The following is a 22824-nucleotide window of genomic DNA, read 5'->3' as shown; positions in this document are numbered from 1 at the left end:
AGGGATGCCATTCGATGAGACCTGCCGTGCCCCGGATACGGGGCTCCGTGCTCGCCTTCCACCGCCGCAGACGGGCATTGCCGCGCATTGCCGCAGCCGCCGCGATGTTGCTCGCCGCCGAATCGGCGCTACTGGTCGCCGACACCGGCGACGCCGTGGCCCTCAACCTCTCCTCCCAGCGCCAGGAACCCCAGGCCGCCAAGCCGAAGAAGCCCGCGGTCAAGCAGGCTGACGACATCCCCTCTGCCCGCATCGCAGCCCGGCTCTCCGGACACCGGGTGGAAGCCCTGAGCGAGCGCACCGAGACATCCACGACCTGGGCCAACAAGGACGGCAGTCTGACCACGGAGATGGCCGCGGGGCCGATCCGGTTCCAGCAGGACGGCCGGTGGACCGACGTCGACGTCGAGCTCAAGGAGGTCTCCGGCGGCGTAGAGCCCAAGGCTCACCCCGAGGGGCTGCGGCTGGCCGGAAAGACGGGCACACCCGCCTCGTCCCTGGAGGCCGCGCGTGGCGCCAAGGCCACCGACCTGGTCACGCTCGGCGAAGGTGACCAGCAGATCACCCTGCAGTGGAAGGGCGGCCTGCCCCGGCCGAAGTTGGACGGCACGCGCGCGGAGTACGTTGACGCCGTCCCCGGAGCGGATGTGGTCGTCGAGGCGACGCGGACCGGCTTCGAGCAGTACGTCGAGATCAAGCAGCGCCCCGCCACCGGCGGTTACACCTACACACTGCCTCTGAAGGCCAAGGGCCTCAGAGCCAAGCAACTCGCCGACGGCAGCGTCCTGTTCACCGACCGGAAGAACAAGAAGCGGGCCGTCATGCCCGCCCCTGTGATGTGGGATGCCAGCGTCGACAAGCGGTCCGGTGAGCACACCAACCGGGCGAAGGTCGGCCTGAAGGTGGTGCAGAAGGGCTCGTCCGTCGACCTGGTGGTCACCCCGGACGCGAAGTTCCTCGCCGACCCACAGACCGCGTACCCCGTGACGGTCGATCCGTCCACATCCGCCCTCTCCAACGTCTTCGACACCTATGTGCAGCAGGGCGAGACCGTCGACTGGTCCGCCGACACCGAACTGGACCTGGGCAATCCCGGCACCACGAACTCCGACGGCACCCCGCGCACCGCGCGCTCCTTCGTCTCCTGGAACACCTCGCCGATCCAGGACGCCCTGATCCTGGACGCGAAGCTGTCCCTGTGGAACTTCCACTCGGGCAACACCGACTGCAAGCTCTACCCGTGGGAGGTGTGGTCGGCTGGAGCGGCCTCGACCGCCTCGCGCTGGACCGCGCAGCCGGCATGGACGGCGCAGAAGGCCACGTCCACCGAGACCACCGGCAACGCCGGATGCTCCGCCCAGCCCGACGGGTGGATCAACGCCGACGTGACCACCCTGGTCCAAGAGTGGGCCTCCGCCAAGGCCACCCGCGGACACATGGGCCTGCGCGCCTCCAGCGAGACCGTCGTGGCCCAGTGGAAGCGCGTCAACTCCGCCAACGCCGCCTCGAATCCGCCGAAGCTGGTCGTCAACTACAACTACCGGCCGCGCACCGGCACCAAGCAGGAGGCCGGCCCGCCGTACTTCTCCTACTCCGGTGCCTATGTCGTCGACACCACGACCCCGACGCTGCGGGACACCTTCGTCGACGCCAACGGCGACAAGGTCAACGGCACCTTCGAGGTGCGCGACGCGGCGACCGACACGAAGGTCGGCGAGTACCTCGTCTCCCCGTGGGTGCCCTCCGGCCAGGTCGCCGAGGTGACGGTCGCCTCCGGGGTGCTGAGCGACGGCAAGACGTACAAGTTCCGCACGTCGCCGTACGACGGCACGCACTTCAACACCGGCTGGTCGGCGTGGAAGACCTTCACCGTCGACACCAAGGCGCCCTCCGCTCCCACGAGCATCACCTCGACGGACTATCCATCAGGCCAGTGGGTCAAGGGCGCCGGGCAGTCCGGCACGTTCACGGTCACCCCTCCCGCCGCGGACCACAACTGGCTGGAGTGGTCGCTGGACGGCGTGACCTGGACCAAGGTGGCAACCGGTGGCTCCACCGCGAACAAGAGCCTGTCCATCACACCGCCGAAGGACGGCACCCAGACCCTGCAGGTGCGCTCCGTCGACAAGGCGGACAACAAGTCCGAACCTCGCGAGTACACCTTCCACGCCGGCCCCGGAGGTTTCATCCAGCCGTCGGACGGTGAGCGCACCGCACGCCGGCTGCCGCTGGTCGCCGAGGCGGAGGCGGGCAAGTACGACAGCGTCTCCTTCTCCTGGCGTCGTTCCGAGGCGGACGACTGGACCAAGATCCCCGCCGGCGACGTCACATCGGGCGGTACCGCGCTGACCGCGTGGCCGGTGCCGCTGACGAACGGCAAGAACGCCGCGCTCGTGTGGAACACCACCGACACCGTGGACCCGGACGGATCGATCCAGATCAAGGCCGACTTCACCGGACCGGACGGGGCCTCCGGGGCGACGCAGCCGCTCGCCGTCGTGGTGGACCGCAACGCCGACGGAGCCGCCGCCAGCGAGGTCGGGCCCGGCTCACTGAACCTCCTCACCGGCGACTACACCCTGTCCGGTACCGATGTGTCCGTGCTCGACATGACGGTGACCCGCAGCGCGTCCTCGCGCACCCCGCAGGCCGGGGCGGTCCAGGACGGACAGGCGGCCATCTTCGGCAAGGAGTGGGTGGCCGGCACCACGGCGCAGGCCGTCAAGTCCGACTACTCCGAGCTGCGGAAGACCTCGGCGACGTCACTCGACGTCGTCACCGCGGAGGGAGAGACGTTCGCCTTCTCCGCCAACTCGGCCAAGAACGGCTGGATCCCCGAGCCCGGAGCCGAAGACCTCACCCTCACGGGCAACTTCACCAGCGGGGACTTCACCCTGTCTGACACCGAAGGAAACGTCACCACCTTCAGCCGGGTCAACTCCTCCGCCGACGCCTGGACGGTCACCCGGTCCCTGATCGACGGCCAGGCCCACTCCACGACCGAGGTGATCTCCGAGGCCGTGACCGTCGACGGCAAAGTCCTCGCCCGGCCCAAGCACGTCATCAACGCCACCAGCGCGGTGACCGTCGGGGCCTGCGAGGCAGCCCCGACCACCCGCGGGTGCCGCGTCCTGGAGTTCGTCTACGCCACCTCCACCACCGCAACCTCCACCACCTTCGGGAACGTGAAGGACCAGGTGTCCGAGATCCGCGTGTGGGCGACCACCCCCGGCGCCACCGCCTCCACCGATACCAGCGTGGCCAAGTACGCCTACGACGACACCGGACGCCTGCGCGAGACCTGGGACCCCAGGCTCTCCCCGGCTCTGAAGACGACCTACGCGTACGACTCCGCGGGCCGGGTCACACAGTTCACGCCGCCCGGACAGCTCGCCTGGACCTTCGGCTACGGCAAGGTCGGCACCGATCCGGTCTCCGGCGACGGCATGCTGCTCAAGGCATCCCGCCCGACCCTCAAGGCCGGCTCCGCCGACGAACTCGACGGTGGCACGGCCCAGACGTCGGTCGTCTACGGCGTCCCACTCACCGGCACCAAGGCACCTGAGGCCATGGGCGCAGGCGACGTGGCGGACTGGGGACAGTTCGACGCCCCCTCGGACGCCACCGCGGTCTTCCCCACGGGCTCGGTCCCGGCCTCGCACGACGGCTCCTCCCTCACCGCTGGTGACTACAGCCGGGCCCTGGTGCACTACCTCAACGCCTCCGGCCGCGAGGTCAACACCCTGGACGCCGCGAAGAACATCACCACCACCGAATACGACCAGTTCGGCAACGCGGTCAGGGAACTGTCCGCCGCCAACCGTGCGCTGGCCCTGGGCACCACCGACGCCGACAAGGCGCAGCTGGCCGACCTCGGCATCGCGGGCGTGCCGGCGGCGGAGCGCGCCGAACTCCTCTCCAACCGCGGTACTTACAACGCCGACGGCTCCCGCGAGGTCGAGACCCTCGGCCCGCTGCACCGGGTCGTCCTGGACACCGAGCTGAAGGACGGCACCACCACCGTGCTGTCCGCGGGCGACCAGGCGATCGTGCGCCACCGTCTGGTCAGCGAGTACGACGACGGCCGCCCGACCGACGGCACGGCGACCGTCTCGGACAAGGTCACCAAGCGCACCGAAGGCGGCCAGCCGCGCAACTGGCCCACGCTCACGGCCGATTCCCGAGTGACGCAGACGACGTACGACTGGGTGGTGGGCGAGCCCACCAGCACCATCCAGGACCCGGGCGGCCTGGCCATCACCGAGAAGGCCACCTACGACACCGCCGGACGCCAGATCACGCGCAGCCTGCCCGCATCCACCGGGTCCGACGCCGGCACGCTGATCACGGACTACTACACCGGCGACGGCACCGGAGTCTGCGGCGGCCGACCCGAATGGGCCGACGAGGTCTGCCGTACCCGCCCCGCCGCGGCGATCACTGGTGGAGGCTCCAACCCGACCCAGCTGGCGACCACCATCGCCGAGTACGACCGCTGGGGCGAGACCTCCAAGCTCACGGAGACCGCCAACAGCACCACCCGGGTGAAGACCACCGAATACGACGACGCGGGCCGCACGAAAACCGTGACGATCACCGGGGGCACCGGCACCGCGGTCCCCGCGGTCACCACCACGTACGACACCGTCAGCGGCAAGGTGGCCGAGGTCACCTCCACCGGCGGCGGAACGATCAAGAAGGCGTACGACAGGCTCGGCCGCCTCATCTCCTACACCGACGCCGACGGAGGGGTGACCACCAGCCAGTACGACGCCGAGGGCCACGCGGTCAAAGTCAGCGACAACGTGCCCTCAAGCACGAGCTACGCGTACGACACGAGCGCCGATCCCCGTGGCCTGCCCACGTCCGTCACCGACTCCGTGGCAGGCACGTTCAGCGTCCGATACGACGCCGACGGACAGGTGAGTTCGCAGAAACTCCCGGGTGGCTACACCATGAGCCAGACCACCAACCCGGCCGGGATGGCGACACAGCGGACGTACACCCGCGACAGCGACGGTGAGGTGCTCTTCGCCGAGACGCTCATCCCCACGGTCCACGGCCAGCGTTCCTCCTACACCGGCTCGCTGGGGCAGACTTCCAGCCAGACCTACCGCTACGACAAGGCCGGCCGACTGGTCCGGGCCGAGGACGACACCGTCGACAGCGTGTGCGTCACCCGCAGCTACACGCTCGACAAGAACGCCAACCGCCAGAACCTGGCCACCGCGGCCGCCGAGCCCGGCCTGGCCTGCACCACCACGGGCGCAACGACCACCAGCCACACCTACGACAGCGCCGACCGCCTGGTCGACTCCGGCTACAGCTACGACGCCTTCGGCCGCAGCACCGCGGCCCCCGGCACCACGCTGGCCTACTACACCAACGACCTGGTCCGACAGCAGATCTCCGGCACCCAGCGCCAGACCTGGACCCTCGACTCACAGCTGCGCTTCCGCGGCTGGACGGTGGAGTCCAACGCCTCCGGCACCTGGACCCAGACCCAGTCCAAACTCAACCACTACAGCTCCGACGCGGACACTCCGCGCTGGACCGTCGAGGACACCACGACCGGCGCGGTCACCCGCAACGTGAACGGGTTCGACGGCCAACTGGTCGCCACCACGGCCAAGACCGGCTCGACCGTCCTGCAACTGGTCAACCTGCACGGCGACGTGGTGATGCAACTGCCCACCACCGCCGGACAGGCCCCCACCGTGCTCACCACCGACGAGTACGGCAACCGTGCCACCACCTCCAGCGCGATCCGCTACGGATGGCACGGCGGCATGCACCGGTCGACGGAAACGCTCACCGGTCTCACTCTGATGGGCGTCCGCCTCTACAACCCGGTCACCGGCCGCTTCCTGTCCGCCGACCCGATCCCCGGCGGCAGTTGCAACTCCTACGACTATGCCTGTGCCGACCCGGTCAACAACGACGATGTCACCGGCTGTGCGACCTGCCGCGTGCCCAAGCACGCCTGGACCGGGCGCAGTTTCACCACGGTCCTGCGCACCACCCGCTGGAGCTACAGCGGCTGGCAGAACGTCAACTGGCACTGGTACATGGACATCCTGAGCGGCGACTACGGGCCGGTCCCCATCAGTGCGTGGAAGCGCCAGTACCGCTACCGCAAGCAGTACGTCTTCAAGTGCAAGGTCGTGGCCTGGTACGGCTGGGGCCGGCAGAAGATCCTGGCGACCTTCGAAACGCACTGGCAGTACTCCTACCGGGACCGGACCACCTACCGCATCAAGTGGACCGGCATCAAATGGACCCGGACCGGAGGCTGGAGCTGGACAAGAACATCCTGGCGCTACGTGTCCAGCTACCGCATCGTCTACACCAAGGGCTGAGCCGGCCCTGATCAGCGCCTAGGGTGGTGCTCCGCGGTCACTGTCGCGGAGCACCACCTCCCCGCCCCCCATATCCGCAAGCCGCAGGCCGCTTTGTCCACCGCACGGCCTCGGCTTCCCCTCGTGGAGTTGCCTCGCATGCTTCCCGCCGTCGCCGCTTTCGGGTTCGCCTTCTTCTGCCTCACCCTGTGGTGCTCCGTCACCGTCGCCCGAATGCGCGACCTGCCCACCTGGCGGCGCTTCCTGCCGCTCGCGCTTTTCCTGATCGCAGCCGGAGCGAGCCTGCTCCGCGCCTTCGACATCCCGGAAGTGGCCAACGCCATCGCCTTCCCCCTGAACCTCGCGGTCGTCGTCCTGTCGTTCAGGGAGATACGCATTCGTCGCCAGCACCTGCAGGAGGCCCACCGCCCCAGAGGGGAGGGGAACGGTGCCGGGGCGTGAGGATGCCCCTGGAAGGCGCGGTCAGATCTCACCGGGCGGATGGAGAGAGCCGGGCGTGGCCGGGTCGAGTGTGCAGTCGAGCCAGACGCGGTCGCGTAGCTCGATGCCCTCGATGAGGGTGCCCGGTTCGTAGCCGGTGCGGGCGGTGAAGGCATCCCGTTCGACGGACTGGAGGCGGAATCCCTGCCGTTGGTAGAAGCGCAGGTTCCCGATGTCGGCCGCGGCGGTGGCGACCAGCAGGCGGTTGCCTGACTCGTCGGCCGCTAGGTCCTTTGCACACTGCACCAAGTGCCTGCCGACTCCGGCGTGCTGACGGTCTTGCCGTACGGCCATGTTCTTGATTTCGAACTCGCGGGCCTGATCAGTGCTCACCAGTTGCAGATGACCGACTACGTCCGTTCCTTGCAACGCCACGAGCACGCGCCCGTCGTCGATGTAGGACGCGAGTTGCTCGGGTGAGTCCTCGGCCAGGTCGAACAGCGGCCGGAGCTTCTCCCGCGAGCCCACGTACTCCACCACGCGCACCCCGTCCGGGGTCTCGTCCCATGCTTCCCAGGCTTTGAGCGGAGTCCGATCGGCAAGCGGCGTGTCGGATCGAGCCGTCGTGCCGGGCGGCTGAGTGTCCTTGACCAGAACGGCTCGGGTGTACAGCAGTTGGAACCCCCGGCGCTGCACGTTGTGTTGGGACCTGGACCCGGGTTGCGTGGTCACCACGGCGATGTCGCAGCCGGCGGCGGAAGCGGCAGCGAGCCGGGCCGAGACGAGCGCCGTCTGGACGCCACGTCGGCGGTAGGCGGGGGTGGTCGCGGCGCCGGTGAGTTGGGCGATGCCGTCCGCGAGGCGGAGGCTGCCGCCTCCGACGACGACGCCGTCGCACCGGGCGACGTAGTGCACCACACCCGCCGCGGCGAAATCCCGCTCGGCGTCGGAAAGTACCTCACGGGGGAACTCCTCGTGCGCGGGAATACCCTGGCCGTCCGGGTGGGCGAAGCCGTCGACCACGGCGTCCAGCCAGGCGTTGAACTCGTCGTCGCGGCACACCCGGACCTCGATGCCGGGAGTGACCACTTGCTCGTGGCCGCCCTTGGGGGAGAGACCGAGCACGTTCTCGAAGGAGACCGGCCGGTATCCGCGCTCCGTCAACAGGGCTCCCACCGCCGGGTTCGCCAGATGTGCCACTTCCGCCTGGACGGGAGCACCGCGCTCGGCGAAGGCGCGCTCGATGCCGTCCAGCACCGCTGCGTCGGGGACGCGGTCGAACCCGAGTCCCGCGATCTTGTTGAAGGGCGAGCCGTCCCCGGCGTACGTGGCGACCCCGCCGGCCACCCGCACGACGAACCCGGCATCGTCTCCCCGCCGCAGCCGGGCCGCTTCCGCCGCCGCGGCCATCAGCTGGGCCTCGGCGCGCTCGATGCGCTGTGCCAGGGCGACATCGCAGAACAGCGGCACCTGGTTCATGTCCGCCGACACCCCGTTTCCGTCTCCACGTTCATGATGGGAGGCTAGCCGCCACTTCCAGAGTCGAGCCGGGTGAAATTCTTACGGTGTCGGAGCAGGAGCCCTCCAGAGCGCTCGGTCTCTCCTCGTCCAAGTTCCGGCCGATGACGGGGAGATGCCCGACGACGCTCGCGCAGAGCCGTTCAACCTGGCCGCCGCCCAGTACGCGGCCCGCAAATAGCGGTCAGCCTCAAGCAGAAAGAAGACCGCCCCCGGACTGTGGTCCGGGGGCGGTCCAGGAGAGCCACCTGGTCGATCTGCTGGTGGCGGTTCTCCTGTCCTGGCTCAGCGACCACGAGGAGAATCGAGTTAAGGAGGCATCAAGAGCCTGGTCAGAGCACATACTTGAGGGTGCGGGGATGTCCCGCGGTGCCTGACGGGGAGTGGCAGGGTGAGCGGTGTCGGCGAGGGGCTGGGCAAGGTCGAGGTGAAGCTCCGGTGGGACCCGAGTCCCTATGGGGAGGCGCCTCGGCATCTCGACATCATGGCCGCGACCTATTCGGCGGACGATCCCTACGGGCGGCCCGTGTACGTCGTCCACACCGAGAGCCGGTCGCCGGACGGCACGATCAACATGAGCCGGCACAGCGAGACCGGAATGGGCTTCGGGTTCGTCGAGGCCATGGTGCTGGAATTCGAGCGGATGTCGCCCGCGTACGGGCGGGTGGTGGTCGGAGTGGCGATCCACCAGGACGGCGGTCCCCGTACCTTCGGTGAGATATCGAATGCCGGCGTGGTCGTCGTCGAGGGGTACCGGGAGCTGCTGGCGGACGACTTCGCTCAGGTCGCCGGTGCGACGGCGGCGACGGTCGCGGAGTTCGGCAGAGACACGTCCGGACGGTGGGGATTCCGTGAGATGGTCCGGGGGTTCGATGCCGATCCGGTGCTGTTCGCCGCAGAGATGGGCACCCGGCAGCGCTGATCTCGGAGTTTTCCGACCGCCCGTGGTTCTGCCCGCGATGTTCCTTTGGCCCGGCCGACGAACGCGAGGCGACCTGGCGCGAAAGCGCGCTCAACGCCGAGGAAGCCCTCAAGACGGCCCACGTCGGGATTCTCGCCCAATGCACCCGCCTCGGCGAACTCCTCGGCCGGATCCGCGACTTGGAGGCAGAGTGGAGTGAGGAAACCCGCCATCGGATCACCGCCGAGAACGCCGCTCTCAAGGAGCGGGTCCGCCGGCTGACCGCGGACAGCCGCCCCCACGACGAACGGCCGAAGGCCGCTTGGTCGAGCCACCTCGGTGAGACGAAGAACGCCCTACCCTCGCAGCAACCGCCGGCGAAGCGTCTCCTGCTCCGCGCTCTGTGCAGGGGCGGGCGTCTGCGGCTGGGGCATGCCGGGTGCGTGAGCGAGGGCGTGGTCGATGCGGTCGCTGCCCCGGATGATGTCGGCGCCGGAGCGTGGCGCCGGCCATGTCATGAGGAGATAGTCCTCCACGGGCTCGGTGCTGACCTTGTCAGGGAGGAGAGTGCGCCCGCGCGCGTGAACGCGGAGCCGGTACCAGCCCCGCCCCGCAGGGCTGAGGGGAGGAAGTGCGTCGACCGGGCCGTGTTCGAGGGACTCGACCCGGAGGAGGCCCGTGGTGGCGTGCACGCTGACTTCGACGATCTCTTCCCAGGAGGGGTCCGCAGGCGCCGTCGGTGGACCGGCAAGAGCGGTCGCGGTGGCCCGGACCACACCGGTGTGGATGCCGGTGACGACGAGGGCGCCCTGGGTCATGGGGACCGCGAGGCCGTTGCTCCAGTCCGCCGTCTGGACAGGGATTTCTCCAGCGTCCAGGAGACCGAAAGTGCCTTCGGGGATGTACACGTCGTGGGCGGTGTCCATGTCTCTCCCGGCTGGTGCGTCATCGCTCTGGGCGTACGCGGACCACGCTCGCACAGTACGGTGGTGGCGCTCCGTGACGCCACCACCGTACTGCCGTACGGCGCGGGTGCGTCAGGAAACGGTGACTCTGAAGGGGTCCCCGTCGAGGACGCGTTCAGCGCGGAAGAACTGGGTGTTCAGACCGCCCTGGGCGTTGTTCTCAGTGGCCGTGATCATGCAGACGCTGACTCCGGTCGGTCCTGTCCCCGAGGACACGTTGGGCATCTGGCAGCCATCGAAGGTGCGTCGTGTGCCGCCGGAGGATAGCCCTTCGCGGGAGCGTGCGATGGGGTACTCGTCACAGCTCAGGCCCGTGATGCTGGGGGCGTCTCCGCAGGCCAGGTTGCGGTTCGTGTTGATGATCGTGTCATCCTCGGTCCTGGTCAGCGGGTTGGCGAAGGTGGCGCCGGGCAGTCCCGATGCCTGGGCCCGCTGGACGTGGGAGGCCAGGGACGGGTAGGAGGCACTGCTGTAGACGAGTTCCGAGGCGTACCAGGGCACCACGCAGCCGACGTTGGCCCGTCCGACGGTGGCGTTGTCGCAGCGGAACTCGTTGAGCTGGTAGTCCGTGACGGCCGCCGGGTAACCCGCGTTCGTGAACGTGAGGTACCAGTACGTGGCGCAGGTGCCGATCGCACCGGCCGCGGTGGCGGTGGTGTCGAAGAACGCCTCGCCCGACCGCCACGAGTTGAGCGGCAGCAGGGGCTGTACTGGGAACGAAGAGCTATCCAGGGTGCAGGCCCCGCTCAGGGTCGCCTGCCCGTCGACGGAGGCGTTGAGGGCGTCGCCCCATCCGTCGTACATAGAGAGCTCGATCTGGTGGGCGAAGGTGGGCAGACCGGTGTCGCTGTAGCTGTAGTTGATGACGACCATGTCGGCCTCGCCGGTGACCGTCGTCGTGCCGTTCACGGTCCGTGTGGTGGTGTACGTAAGCCCGGTCACCAGGCAGATCTGAGTGCGGGTGCCGAGGATGATGCCGTTGGCGTCCTCACACCACTGGGGCGGATCCACAACCTCGGCGGCGAGCGAGCTGTGCGCGAGGCGCGCCGGAAGATCGGCTGGCTTGGTCTCCTGGACGCACACCGCGGTGCCCTCGGCATTCGGCGCGGTACACGTCTGCGCCTCGGAGGTCAGGGCCTGCTTCTGCCCGGGTTGGGCGGCGGGGCGGTCGGACCCGGAAGTCGCGTGCGACGTCAACTGCTCCTGCGGGCCACTGTCGCTCGTGCCCTGGGTCACGGTGCCCTGACCCGCCGCGGGCGAAGCCGCTTCGGCAGGCACGATAGCGGTCACGGTCGCGAGGAGCGTGGCGACCACCGCTGTGGGTATCAGGCGTATCGCTCGGGATCTTTCCCGGCGCTGCGACATCAGATCACTCCTGTCTCAGATCGACGATGTCGTCACGTTGCCGACCGGACAGTACTTCGTGGAGCAACCAACTATTGGCATGTGCAAGGAATGTTGTCGAATGGAAGACTCCTTTTGAGCCAATATGGGTTGACGTTGTCGTTGCCGCGCCCATGTCTCGCCAGATCAACTCACCACTGGAATGGGGGACCAGACCGGACGGCCGAGTCGACGTGAGGCCCTCACCTGTCCTGGATCCTCTTGATCGACAAGGGCTGTCCGGTGCCCCTCGGCGATGTCGGAAGTCTACGAATCGTCGCAGTTCAGAGCGGGTAACCGAGCTCCTACGGTCGGTGAAGTCGAGTACTGTCGGCGACCGGACAGCGGTGGTTCGTGTGGTCGCCGACGAAGGACGCGGCTGTCACAGGTCTTCGGTCGGCCAGTCCAGGAGCCGGGCGCCGATGACGGCGGTCTGGAGTTTGTAACGGTGCGCGGGATCGGACGGGTTGGCGCCGGTGAGCTGGTGGATGCGGTCCAGGCGGTAGGTCATGGCCCGCACGCTCAGGGAGAGACGGCGGGCGGCCTCGGCCGCGACGCAGCCGGAGTCGAAGTACGCGGTGAGGGTGTCCAGAAGCGGCTGGGCGCCGCCCCGGGCGGTGGTGAGGGGGCCGAGGGTGTTGACCACGAGGTCGGCCATGGCCTGCCGGTCACGGGTGAGGACGGGATAGACGAGCAGGTCGGCGGCGCGCAGCACCGGGTCGTCGAGGCCGAGGCGTTCGGCCATCCCCAGGGTGCTCAGGGCTTCTTCGTACGACTGGACGACGCCACCGGGGCCCGGCTGCGGGCGACCGATGGCGACCCGGCCGCCTTCCGTGGCGGCGTGGGCCTGTTTGGCGAAGTAGGGGAGGACCTCGTCCTCGTGGCCGGGCGCGACGCACAGCAGCCGCCCGTCCTTGGTGGTGAGCAGCACGTTGCGGTTGCCGAAGCGGGTGATCAGCGCGTGCTCCACCTGCCGTGGCACGGGATCGCCTTCCACATAGGCGGCGGGGCCCTGTGCGACGGCGACCGCGTGGGCGTGGGAGAGACGCAGTCCGAAGCGTTCCGCACGTTCGGCGAGGCGGCCCAGGTCGCTGCGGCCGTAGAGGAGATCGTCGATGAACTCCCGGCGGGCGGCCTCCTCCTGGCGTACGGCGAGGCGCTGGGCGCGCTCGTAGCCCTCCGCGAAGGCGTCGACGACCTGCTGTACGGCGGCGAGCGTGCTGTCGACCGATCCGGGGGTACCAGGCCAGGCGGCGCGCGCCGCGGCCAGGTGGGCTCCCACCAGGGCGCGCAGTCCATGGCCGGCCTCCGCGGACTGCTCGCCCAGCGCGCGGCGCGACTCGATCTCCTCGCGGGTCAGGCGCCGGCCGGTGGCCGAGACCTCGGCAAGGATCCGGGCGTAGCCCTCCAGATACGCCTCGGGTATCTCCCGCTCGGTCACGCCGTCCCCCCGGAATCTTGACGCCCCGGTGACGGTTTCTTGGCGGTTCACCGGCATGCAGACATTAGTGAACACTGCCGGGAACCGGCAATGCGCGGAGGATCGCGGGTGTGCACCATGGCGTGCGGGGAGCACTGTGGAAGGGTCGGGCCTCGGACACCGGCAGCTGCCCGGGGCCCGGCCCGGAGGCAGCGCGCCGCCGGTCCGGGTCGTACGCGGGCGCTGGCGGTGGCGACCGATCGGTCCTCGGCGGGGACAGGGGGAGCGACGGGAGGTCGCGGTCGTGGTGGTCAGGACCGCATCGGCCGGGGCTTCCACCCGGTTCGGCGATGCCGGTCGCGTGCGGGCGGAGGTCGAGTGGACGGTGCGGGACGGGCACACCTGCGTCGGCTGGACCAACGTGTCGGCTGAGGCCCGTTCTGGGAGTCGGGTGCCGATCTGGACGGACGCCCGCGGCGGCCTGACGTCCCGGCTCGCCGATCCGTCGGAGGCGCTGCCGGATGCGGTTGTGGTTGGCGCACTGGCGGCAGCGGCCACGGGCGGTGCGGTGTGAGTCTGCGCGCGGGTGGTCCGCGGGGTTCTCGAAGGTCGGCGCATGAGGCAATGGGCCGCGGAATGGGAACGTATCCAGGCACGGTGGGGCTGGAGGGCGACCTGACGAGTTCGCGGCTTCGGCAGCCAGGCCCGGCGTGCTGGATGCGCGCGGGGGCTGGGGCCTCGGCGCTTGCGGGTGGGGACGATCCTGCTTCCGTGTCCGGGTGCCACCTGGCCTGCTCTTACGAGGCCGACGCCGGATCGGCCGACAGGAAGCCCCGTATCTGCGTCGCGACCGTCGGCCAGTCGTCCCCGAACCAGATGAAGTGGCTGTTCGCCGAGCTCTCCAGTAGTTCCGCGTGCTCCAGCCCCGCGGCCAGGGCCTGGGCATGAGTGAACGGCACGGCGCCGTCGCGACGGCTCGCGATGACCAGGCTCGGCTGGGTGACGTCGGCCAATGGGAGCCTCGGACCGGGACCGGCCTTGAGATCCCTGAGGTCGTTGACGAACCCGTGGCCCGATCTCATCCGCGAGAACAGCGCGGTCAACCGCGCTCGGTCCTCGGGCCGCAGGCCCGCCACCACTTCGGCGGCCGGAAGAGTCGTGAGCTCGCGCAGCAGCAGCCGCAGAGCCGTGTCAGGGGCACGCACGAGGAGCGCGCGGACGAGTGCCCAGGTCGCCCGCTCCCGGACGGGCCCGAAGATCACCTGGGCGCCGAGCCGGGTCCGGCGATCGGGCCAGGGCAGCGGTCCCACGGCGCTCTGCAGGATCAGCCGTTCGACGATCTCCGGATGGCGCGCGGCCATCGCGACCGCGGTGGGTCCGCCGCCGGAGACACCGACCACCGCCGCGACCTTCGCGATACCGAGCCGACCGCACAGTGCGGCCGTGACGTCGGCGAAGCCGGTCGCCGACCGGCCGGTGGAGACCGGCGTGCGGCCGTACCCGGGCCGCGACGGGACCAGCACCGAGCAGTCCGCATCGGCGAAGACGTCCTCGCCGAGGGCAAGACCGGCCCGCATGTGGCCGCCGTAGAAGACGATGACGGTCGCTCGGCCGCGATGCTGCAAGCGGTACTCGACCGTTCCCTGAGCCAACTCGACGACGTCTGTGGCTCGTTCCTCGTCATCACCGTGTGTCAGCGGGCGTCTCACAGCAGGTCCTCGGACGGCGGAAGGAGGTTGCGCGTGCCGTGTCCCACCTGTTCGGAAACCGGAAGCACGGGGGCGTGGCCGCGCGCTTCGATTGCATCACAATGAGCTGGGAGGTCCCGCGCGACGGCCGGCCCGGTGCCGAGGCCGCGTGACGCTGCCCTCCGACGGGACACAGAACGAAAATCAGGAGCCGACCGTGCGGGCACGAGAGCTGGCAGTGGAGTACGAGACAGTCGGCGTCGACACCGACGCCATGGCGGCGGCCCGGCTGATGGCCGAACAGCGGCTGCCCGCCCTGTTGGTGCTCGATGAGAAGGGTGCGCCGAAGGCCATCCTGCCGGCGTCTCAGATGATCAAGGTGGTCGTGCCGGCGTACGTCATCGACGATCCGACGCTGGCCGCCGTCATCGACGAACGCCACGCCGACAGGCTGTGCAAGGCCCTGGCGGGCCGTACGGTCCGCGACTGCCTGTCCAAGAGCCTACCCGCGCCGCCGGTCGCCGAGCCGGACGCGACCGCGCTGGAGGTCGCGGCACTGATGGCACAGGTCCGCAGTCCCCTGGTGGCGGTGGTGGACAAGGACGAGAACGGTCTGCGGCTGCTCGGTGTGATCACAGCCGCGCACCTGCTGGAACGACTTCTGATCGCTGCGTCCTGAGCGGGTCCGCGTCGGAGTGGAGGTGGTGTCGGCATCCCGACCTTGCCGGTGCCCGGCAATAATCACGGTCAGGGCGTGCGCATAAGGAACCTGTCAAAGACGTATCAAGGGAAGGTATGGTTCCACCCGGTGTGCCGGGAAGCCTGGTCGGCGAGTTGAGGACAGATCTCTCTTCCGATCGGGGCGTTTGCCATGGTGCTGGTGGTGGTGTTTGGCGTCGCGCTGCTGGTGGCGGTGCTGTTGTCGGGCCTGGCGGCCCGGACGGTGTTGTCCACGTCCTTCCTCTTCCTGGTCGGCGGCGCGCTCGTGAGCGACGGCTTCTTCGGGCTGATCCACATCACGCCGGACAGCGAGATGGTGTCCGTGACGGCCGACCTGGCCCTGTTCGCGGTGCTGTTCACCGACGGCATGCACGTCTCGCTGCCGAAGCTGCGCGCCAACTGGCGGAACCCGGCCCGTGCCCTCGGACTCGGTATGCCGCTCGCGTTCGTCTTCATGGCGCTGGTCACCCACTTCCTGGTGGGCCTGGACTGGACGACGTCGTTCCTGGTGGGCGCGGTGCTCGCGCCCACCGACCCGGTGTTCGCCTCGGCGATCGTCGGCCGCAGCGAGGTCCCGGCCAAGCTGCGCCAGCTGCTGAACGTGGAGAGCGGCATCAACGACGGGCTCGCCCTGCCCGTGGTGATGCTCCTCATCGCGGCGGCGGGCCCCACGGCATCCGGCATGGAGGCGTCTCCGGGCAGGATCGCCGTGGAGTTGGTGCTCGGTCTGCTCTTCGGAATCGCGCTGCCCCTCCTCGTCAACTGGCTGGTGCGGTTCCGGCTGTTGGGCGCGGAGCCCAAGTTGCAGCCCCTGCTACCGCTGGCGACCGGCATCATCCTGTACGCGGCCTGCCACCTCACCCACGCCAACCCCTACCTCGCGGCGTTCTCGGCGGGCGCGGTCCTGGCGCACGTCTCGCCGGAGGCGAGGGCGTCTTTCGAACCGCTGGGTGAGGCGCTCGCGGAGCTGGCGAAGTTCGCGGCCCTGCTGGTCTTCGGCGCCCTGCTCACCCCGCACCTGTTCGGCGACCTGTCGCTCGGCGGCTACGCGGCCGTGATCCTGGCGATCTTCCTGATCCGCCCGGTCTCGCTCCTGCTGTCGCTACTCGGCACCCGCCTCTCCCGCCGGGAGAAGCTGGTCGCGGCCTGGTTCGGCCCGAAGGGCTTCGCTTCGGTGGTGTACGGACTGCTGGTGCTCCAGTCCGGCATCCCGCAGGCCGAAGAGGCGTTCACGCTCATCGCCGTGTGCATCGCGTTCTCGATCGTCGCCCACAGCTCGACGGACGTTCCGATCGCCCGCGCCTTCGACGTCGAGGACCTGGCCGGCATGGCGGACATCTCCCCCTGCACGAACACCACTCGGACCGCAGCACCACAGGCACACGGAGGAACCGGAGGAACGTGAACGACTGGCACAGCTGGGCCGCGATCGTCGTCTTCGTCGGCGCGTACGCCCTGATCATCAGCGAGAAGATCCACCGCGTCGCCGTCGCGCTCGGCGGCGCGGGTCTGATGCTGGCGATCGGGGCGACCGACGACATCTCGGCGTTCTACTCCGAGGACTCGGGCATCGACTGGAACGTCATCTTCCTGCTCATGGGCATGATGATGATCGTCGGCGTGCTGAAGAAGACCGGCATGTTCGAGTACCTGGCGATCTGGGCGGTCAAACGGGCCCGCGCGCAGCCCTTCCGCGTCATGGCCATGCTCGTCGTGATCACCGCGATCGCCTCGGCGCTGCTCGACAACGTCACCACGGTCCTGCTCGTCGCACCGGTCACCCTGCTGGTGTGCGAGCGCCTCGCGCTGCCGGCCGCCCCGTTTTTGATCGCCGAGGTGATGGCCTCGAACATCGGCGGCACGGCCACTCTGGTCGGCGATCCCCCGAACATCATCATCGCCAGCCGGGCCGGCCTCACCTTCAACGACTTCCTCGTCCACCTCGCCCCTCTCTCCGCGCTGCTGGTCGTCGTCCTGCTCGTCCTGTGCCGGGTGATGTTCCGCAAGTCGTTCGTCTACGACGAGGAGCGCGCCGCCGAGATCATGGCGCTGGAGGAGGGCGAGGCCATCAGGGACCGGCGTCTGCTCGTCCAGGGCCTGGTTGTTCTCGCCCTGGTGGTCGCGGGCTTCGTCCTGCACCCGGTGCTCCACTACGAGCCCAGCATCGTCGCCCTGCTCGGCGCGGGACTGCTGGTCGCCCTCTCCTCCGTCGACACCAACGACGTCCTGGCCGAGGTGGAGTGGCCCACTCTGGCCTTCTTCGCCGGCCTCTTCGTCATGATCGGCGGGCTCATCGACACCGGCGTCGTCGGCGAGATCTCGCAGAAACTGGCGGACGTCATCGGAGGCAACGAACTGGGCGGCTCCCTGACTCTGCTCGGCGGATCGGCGGTGCTGTCGGGCATCGTCGACAACATTCCCTACGTCGCGACGATGGCCCCGATCACCGCCGACCTGGTACGGGACATGGGCGGCGCGAGCGACCATGTCATGTGGTGGGCGCTTGCGCTGGGCGCCGACCTGGGCGGCAACGCCACGGCGATCGGCGCCTCCGCGAACGTGGTCGTCCTCGGAATCGCCGAACGCAACCGACAGCCCATCTCCTTCTGGCAGTTCACCAAGTACGGGCTGGTCGTGACCGCCGCGACCGTGGCCATCTCCCTGGCCTACGTCTGGCTGCGCTACTTCGCGCTCGCATGACCCGCATCAAGAAGGCATCAAGGTCCAGGTTCCGGGCGCCAGGGATGCGTCAAGACCGTGTCCTGTGCTCGGCCGAAACGCTTCGGTGAGGGGAGTGTCCCCTTGGGCGGCAGGCGGATGCCACTCGTGGCCGCCCCGCCTGACCATCGTCGCGAGGCGTTGGCCGGCACTACGCAGACATCAGGAGGCGAGGCACATGACCGGCTTTCCTCTGCGGGACCGGATGGCGGTGGGCGGCGCGCTGCTTGCGCCGTTCCTGGCGGCCCTGGCACTCGTGCCGTTCCGCACCGGCCTCTCGAACACGAACGCGGCCCTGATCCTGGTCGTGGTGGTCGTCGCGGTCGCGGCGGTCGGCAACCGGATCACGGGCGCGCTCGCCGCGCTCTCCGCGGCCGCGTGGTTCGACTTCTTCCTCACCGAACCCTACGAGCGGTTCACCATGGCGGAGACGGACGACATCGAAACTGCCGTCCTACTCCTCGCCGTGGGCCTCATCGTCTCCCAACTCGCCGCACATGCCAGGCGTTTGGAGGTGGTCACCGTGACCGACGCCGACCACCTCCGCCGTATCCACGAGACGGCCGACCTCGCCCGGACCAGCCGTTCGGCCGACCCCGTGGTCGAGCACGTGCGGAGCCAGCTGATCGAACTGCTGGGACTTCGGATGTGCCGCTTCGAGTACGGCACCCTCATGGGACAGCCGCCCCGGCTGGAACAGGACGGGTCGGTGGCGGTGGGCCGCCGGCACTGGGATGTCGACGCGGCCGGCTGGCCGGAGGGCGAGATCGAACTGCGGGCGTACGGCAACGGCCACTACTTCGGGCGCTTCATGATGGCCCCCGGCCCGGAAAGCACCCCGTCACTCAAGGCACGCCTCGTCGCCGTGACGCTGGCCGACCAAGCGGGTGCCGCCCTGGACACGGCGGGTCTGACGAACGGCCGTGTACGGGCCTGAGGCCGGAAGAACCGTTCGAGCCGTAAGAAGTGCGTCAAGGCGGCCCGAGCCAACGTATGAGGCCCGTTAAGGGAAGCGGAATCCGGCCGGCCAGCGGGTTTCCTGTACCCGTCCGACCCAACGATCCGACCTCACTCAGGAGCTCACGATGGCCGACGTGGCCTTCGTCATCGCCACGATCGCGGCGTTCGCGCTGGTGGCTCTCGTCGCCAAGGGGGTGACGAAGCTGTGACCGCTGAGAACATCGTCGGCCTGGTCGTGGCCGTCGCCCTGCTGGGTTACCTCGTCCTCGCCCTCGTCTTCCCGGAGAGGTTCTGAGCCGCGACATGGGTCCCGTAACTGCTGATGTGCTCTTCGTGACCGCGCTGATCGGCGCGCTCGCACTGGCACACCGTCCCCTTGGCGACTACATGGCCGCCGTCTTCCAGTCCAGGAAGCACCTGCGCGTCGAGCGCTGGATCTATCGCTCGGTCGGCGCCGATCCGGACGCGGAGATGCGCTGGCCCGCTTACCTGCGCGGGATGCTGGTCTTCTCCGCGGTCAGCGTGCTCTTCCTTTACCTGATGCAGCGCGTGCAGGACAAGCTGCCGTTGTCGCTCGGTTTCAAGCCGATCACCCCGGATCAGGCGTTCAACACCGCCGCCTCGTTCGTGTCCAACACGAACTGGCAGTCCTACTCGGGCGAGGTGGCGATGAGCCACGTCACCCAGACCGTCGGTCTGGCGGTGCAGAACTTCGTGTCCGCCGCGGTCGGCATCGCCGTCGCGGTGGCCCTGGTGCGCGGCTTCGCCCGCTCGCGCACCGGCGATCTGGGCAACTTCTGGGCCGACCTGGTGCGCTGCATCATCCGGATCCTGATCCCGCTCTCCGTGATCGCGGCCGTGGTCCTGATCGCCGCGGGCGCCATCCAGAACTTCGGCGACATCCACCACGTCACCACGCTGACCGGCCAGAGGCAGGCCATCAGCCCCGGCGCGGTCGCCTCCCAGGAGGCCATCAAGGACCTGGGCACCAACGGCGGCGGTTTCTTCAACGCCAACAGCTCCCACCCGTTCGAGAACCCCAACGGGTTCACCAACTGGCTGGAGATCTTCCTGCTGCTGGCGATCCCGTTCTCGCTGCCGCGCACCTTCGGCAAGATGGTCGGCTCGGTCAGGCAGGGCTATGCGATCGTCGCCGCGATGGGCATCATCTGGTTCTTCGCTGTGGTTGCCGCGACCTGGCTGGAGTACGCCCACCCGGGCACCGCCTCGCAGCTGGCGGGCGGAGCGATGGAGGGCAAGGAGACGCGGTTCGGCGAGGGCAACTCCTCGGCGTTCGCCGTGTCCACGACGATGACCTCGACCGGTTCGGTCGACTCCTTCCACGACTCCTTCAGTGGTCTGTCCGGCGGGGTGCTGCTGCTGGGCATGATGCTGGGCGAGATCGCGCCCGGCGGTACCGGCTCCGGCCTGTACGGCATGCTGATCATGGCGATCATCGCGGTGTTCATCGCCGGTCTGATGGTCGGCCGTACGCCTGAGTACCTGGGCAAGAAGATCGGCTCCCGTGAGATCAAGCTGGCCGCCTGCTACATCCTGATCACCCCGGCTCTGGTGCTGATCGGCGCCGGGCTGGCGATGGCGCTGGGCAAGGGGCAGTCGTCGATGACGAACGTGGGTGCGCACGGCTTCTCCGAGGTGCTGTACGCCTACACGTCCGCGTCCAACAACAATGGCTCCGCGTTCGCGGGCTTCGCGGCGAACACCGAGTACCACAACACGATGCTCGGCTTGTGCATGCTGCTGGGCCGCTTCCTGCCGATGGTGTTCGTGCTGGCGCTGGCCGGCTCGCTCGCCGAGCAGAAGCCCATCCCGGCCACGGCCGGCACGCTGCGCACCGAGAAGCCGCTGTTCACCGGTCTGCTGGTGGGCGCGATCCTGATCATCACCGGCCTGACATTCTTCCCCGCGCTGGCGCTGGGTCCGCTGGCCGAGGGGTTGGCGTGATGACGACCAACACTCAGAAAACAGACGCAACGAAGCAGGGTTCCATGTCCACTCCCACCCTTGCGCCCCACCAGGACGCGCCCACCGGGCACAAGGCCGACGGGCGGGTCGGCGGCGGGCTGTTCGACCCCAAGCAGCTTCTGAAGTCGCTGCCGGACGCCTGCCGCAAGCTCGACCCACGGGTCATGGTCAAGTCGCCCGTGATGTTCGTGGTCCTCGTCGGCTCGGTCCTGACGACGGTCTTCTCCTTCAAGGACCCCGGCGACTGGTTCGGCTGGGCGATCAGCGCCTGGCTGTGGCTGACCGTGATCTTTGCCAACCTGGCGGAGGCCGTCGCCGAGGGCCGCGGCAAGGCCCAGGCCGACACCCTGCGCAAGGCCAAGACCGACACCGTGGCGCGCCGGCTGGCCAAGGACGGCACGACCGAGGAGCAGGTGCCGGGTACCGAGCTGACCATCGGCGACCTGGTCGTCTGCGAGGCCGGCGACATCATCCCGGGTGACGGTGACGTCGTCGAGGGTGTCGCCTCCGTCGACGAGTCGGCGATCACCGGTGAGTCGGCCCCGGTCATCCGGGAGTCCGGCGGCGACCGCAGCGCCGTCACCGGCGGTACGAAGGTGCTGTCCGACCGGATCGTCATCAAGATCACGACGAAGCCGGGCGAGACCTTCATCGACCGGATGATCAATCTGGTCGAGGGCGCGGCCCGGCAGAAGACGCCGAACGAGATCGCGCTGAACATCCTCCTCGCCTCGCTCACGATCGTCTTCCTGCTCGCCGTGGCCACCCTGCCACCGTTCGCGGACTATGCCGGTTCCAAGCTCAGCATGGTCGTGCTGGTGGCGCTGCTGGTCTGCCTCATCCCGACCACGATCGGCGCCCTGCTGTCGGCGATCGGCATCGCGGGCATGGACCGGCTGGTCCAGCGCAACGTCCTGGCCATGTCCGGCAGGGCCGTTGAGGCCGCCGGGGACGTGTCCACGCTGCTGCTCGACAAGACCGGCACCATCACGCTCGGCAACCGTCAGGCCGCCGAGTTCGTGCCGGTAGCGGGCACGACCGAGGCCGAGGTCGCCGACGCCGCCCAGCTGTCGTCGCTGGCCGACGAGACCCCGGAGGGACGCTCCGTCGTCGTACTGGCGAAGGAGAAGTACGGGCTGCGCGAGCGCCATCAAGGCGAGCTGGCGCACGCGGAATGGATCGCCTTCACCGCCCAGACCCGCATGTCGGGCGTGGACGTGGACGGGCGGAAGGTCCGCAAGGGCGCCACCGCTTCTGTCATCGCCTGGGTGCGGGAGGAGGGCGGCACGGTCTCAGAGGACGCCGACCAGATAGCCAACCGCATCTCCGAGGCGGGCGGTACACCCCTGCTGGTCGCCGAGGCCGACGACCAGGGCGCCCGCGTCCTGGGCGTCATCCACCTCAAGGACGTCGTCAAGGACGGCATGCGGGAGCGGTTCGACGAGCTGCGCCGCATGGGCATCAAGACCGTCATGATCACGGGTGACAACCCGCTGACCGCGAAGGCGATCGCCGAGGAGGCGGGCGTCGACGACTTCCTCGCCGAGGCCACGCCCGAGGACAAGATGGCCCTCATCAAACGGGAGCAGGCGGGCGGCAAGCTCGTCGCGATGACCGGTGACGGTACGAACGACGCGCCGGCGCTCGCCCAGGCGGACGTCGGCGTGGCGATGAACACGGGTACGTCGGCTGCCAAGGAGGCCGGCAACATGGTCGACCTCGACTCCAACCCGACCAAGCTCATCGAGATCGTCGAGATCGGCAAGCAACTCCTCATCACCCGGGG

The 22824-nt window shown here is 68.9% G+C and carries 16 protein-coding genes; 11 read left to right on the top strand and 5 right to left on the bottom strand.

The annotated features are described in order from the left end of the window. Nucleotides 1–14 precede the first annotated feature (14 nt). Both ABZ848_RS46350 and ABZ848_RS46345 read left to right on the top strand, forming a co-directional pair. Complete coding sequence (locus ABZ848_RS46350; protein WP_360842217.1) at nt 15–6359, top strand: DNRLRE domain-containing protein; 6345 nt, start codon at nt 15–17, stop codon at nt 6357–6359. A 138-nt stretch (nt 6360–6497) separates the two neighbouring features. Then, nucleotides 6498–6800, top strand: a complete 303-nt coding sequence (locus ABZ848_RS46345; protein ID WP_360842214.1) for a hypothetical protein — start codon at nt 6498–6500, stop codon at nt 6798–6800. A 21-nt stretch (nt 6801–6821) separates the two neighbouring features. Here ABZ848_RS46345 and ABZ848_RS46340 read toward each other — a convergent pair whose 3' ends face one another. Further along, nucleotides 6822–8258, bottom strand: coding sequence for a GNAT family N-acetyltransferase (locus ABZ848_RS46340; protein ID WP_360842212.1), 1437 nt, complete (start codon nt 8256–8258; stop codon nt 6822–6824). Nucleotides 8259–8688: 430 nt separating this feature from the next. Here ABZ848_RS46340 and ABZ848_RS46335 point away from each other — a divergent pair, with 430 nt between their 5' ends. Continuing rightward, nucleotides 8689–9219, top strand: coding sequence for a TerD family protein (locus tag ABZ848_RS46335; protein ID WP_360842209.1), 531 nt, complete (start codon nt 8689–8691; stop codon nt 9217–9219). Nucleotides 9220–9554: 335 nt separating this feature from the next. On the opposite strand, the gene ABZ848_RS46330 is transcribed toward ABZ848_RS46335, so the two are convergent. From ABZ848_RS46330 to ABZ848_RS46320, 3 genes are all read right to left on the bottom strand, one after another. Then, complete coding sequence (locus tag ABZ848_RS46330; protein ID WP_360842206.1) at nt 9555–10124, bottom strand: hypothetical protein; 570 nt, start codon at nt 10122–10124, stop codon at nt 9555–9557. A gap of 111 nt (nt 10125–10235) precedes the next feature. Further along, nucleotides 10236–11453, bottom strand: coding sequence for a hypothetical protein (locus tag ABZ848_RS46325; protein WP_360842203.1), 1218 nt, complete (start codon nt 11451–11453; stop codon nt 10236–10238). A 475-nt stretch (nt 11454–11928) separates the two neighbouring features. Continuing rightward, on the bottom strand, nt 11929–12987 hold the full coding sequence (locus ABZ848_RS46320; protein WP_360842201.1) for a helix-turn-helix domain-containing protein: 1059 nt from the start codon (nt 12985–12987) through the stop codon (nt 11929–11931). Between the two features lie 283 nt (nt 12988–13270). Between ABZ848_RS46320 and ABZ848_RS46315 the strand changes: the two genes are divergently transcribed. Then, nucleotides 13271–13540: a hypothetical protein gene (locus tag ABZ848_RS46315; protein WP_360842199.1), complete on the top strand. Its 270-nt coding sequence runs from the start codon at nt 13271–13273 to the stop codon at nt 13538–13540. A gap of 223 nt (nt 13541–13763) precedes the next feature. Here the strand turns inward: ABZ848_RS46315 and ABZ848_RS46310 are convergent, their stop codons facing one another. Then, complete coding sequence (locus ABZ848_RS46310) at nt 13764–14675, bottom strand: alpha/beta hydrolase (RefSeq protein WP_360842196.1); 912 nt, start codon at nt 14673–14675, stop codon at nt 13764–13766. A 196-nt stretch (nt 14676–14871) separates the two neighbouring features. Between ABZ848_RS46310 and ABZ848_RS46305 the strand changes: the two genes are divergently transcribed. From ABZ848_RS46305 to kdpB, 7 genes are all read left to right on the top strand, one after another. Beyond that, nucleotides 14872–15333 (top strand): CBS domain-containing protein, encoded by a 462-nt coding sequence (locus ABZ848_RS46305; protein ID WP_360842193.1) that lies wholly within the window; start codon nt 14872–14874, stop codon nt 15331–15333. A gap of 192 nt (nt 15334–15525) precedes the next feature. Next, a complete protein-coding gene (locus ABZ848_RS46300) occupies nt 15526–16779 on the top strand; it encodes a cation:proton antiporter (protein WP_360842190.1) in 1254 nt (417 codons plus the stop codon). Then, the gene (locus ABZ848_RS46295) at nt 16776–18074 is read left to right on the top strand and encodes an ArsB/NhaD family transporter (protein ID WP_360842187.1); all 1299 of its coding nucleotides are present in this window, start codon (nt 16776–16778) and stop codon (nt 18072–18074) included. The genes ABZ848_RS46300 and ABZ848_RS46295 overlap by 4 nt, the downstream gene beginning before the upstream one ends. Before the next feature lie 196 nt (nt 18075–18270). After that, nucleotides 18271–19029 carry a DUF4118 domain-containing protein gene (locus ABZ848_RS46290; RefSeq protein WP_360842184.1) on the top strand — a complete coding sequence of 253 codons (759 nt, stop codon included), beginning with the start codon at nt 18271–18273 and terminating at the stop codon, nt 19027–19029. Between the two features lie 228 nt (nt 19030–19257). Then, nucleotides 19258–19347, top strand: coding sequence for a K(+)-transporting ATPase subunit F (gene kdpF, locus ABZ848_RS46285; protein WP_033264828.1), 90 nt, complete (start codon nt 19258–19260; stop codon nt 19345–19347). Nucleotides 19348–19355: 8 nt separating this feature from the next. Next, nucleotides 19356–21017, top strand: coding sequence for a potassium-transporting ATPase subunit KdpA (kdpA, locus tag ABZ848_RS46280; RefSeq protein ID WP_360842180.1), 1662 nt, complete (start codon nt 19356–19358; stop codon nt 21015–21017). Then, nucleotides 21017–22824 (top strand): potassium-transporting ATPase subunit KdpB (gene kdpB / locus ABZ848_RS46275; protein WP_360842176.1); only part of this gene is annotated, 1808 nt, incomplete at its 3' end. The genes kdpA and kdpB, both read left to right, overlap by 1 nt.

Origin of the sequence: Streptomyces sp. NPDC047081, from assembly GCF_040643775.1 — a bacterium.
Lineage (GTDB): Bacteria > Actinomycetota > Actinomycetes > Streptomycetales > Streptomycetaceae > Streptomyces.
Note: the sequence above shows the minus strand (reverse complement) of the source record. Positions and strands in the feature narration are given on the sequence as shown.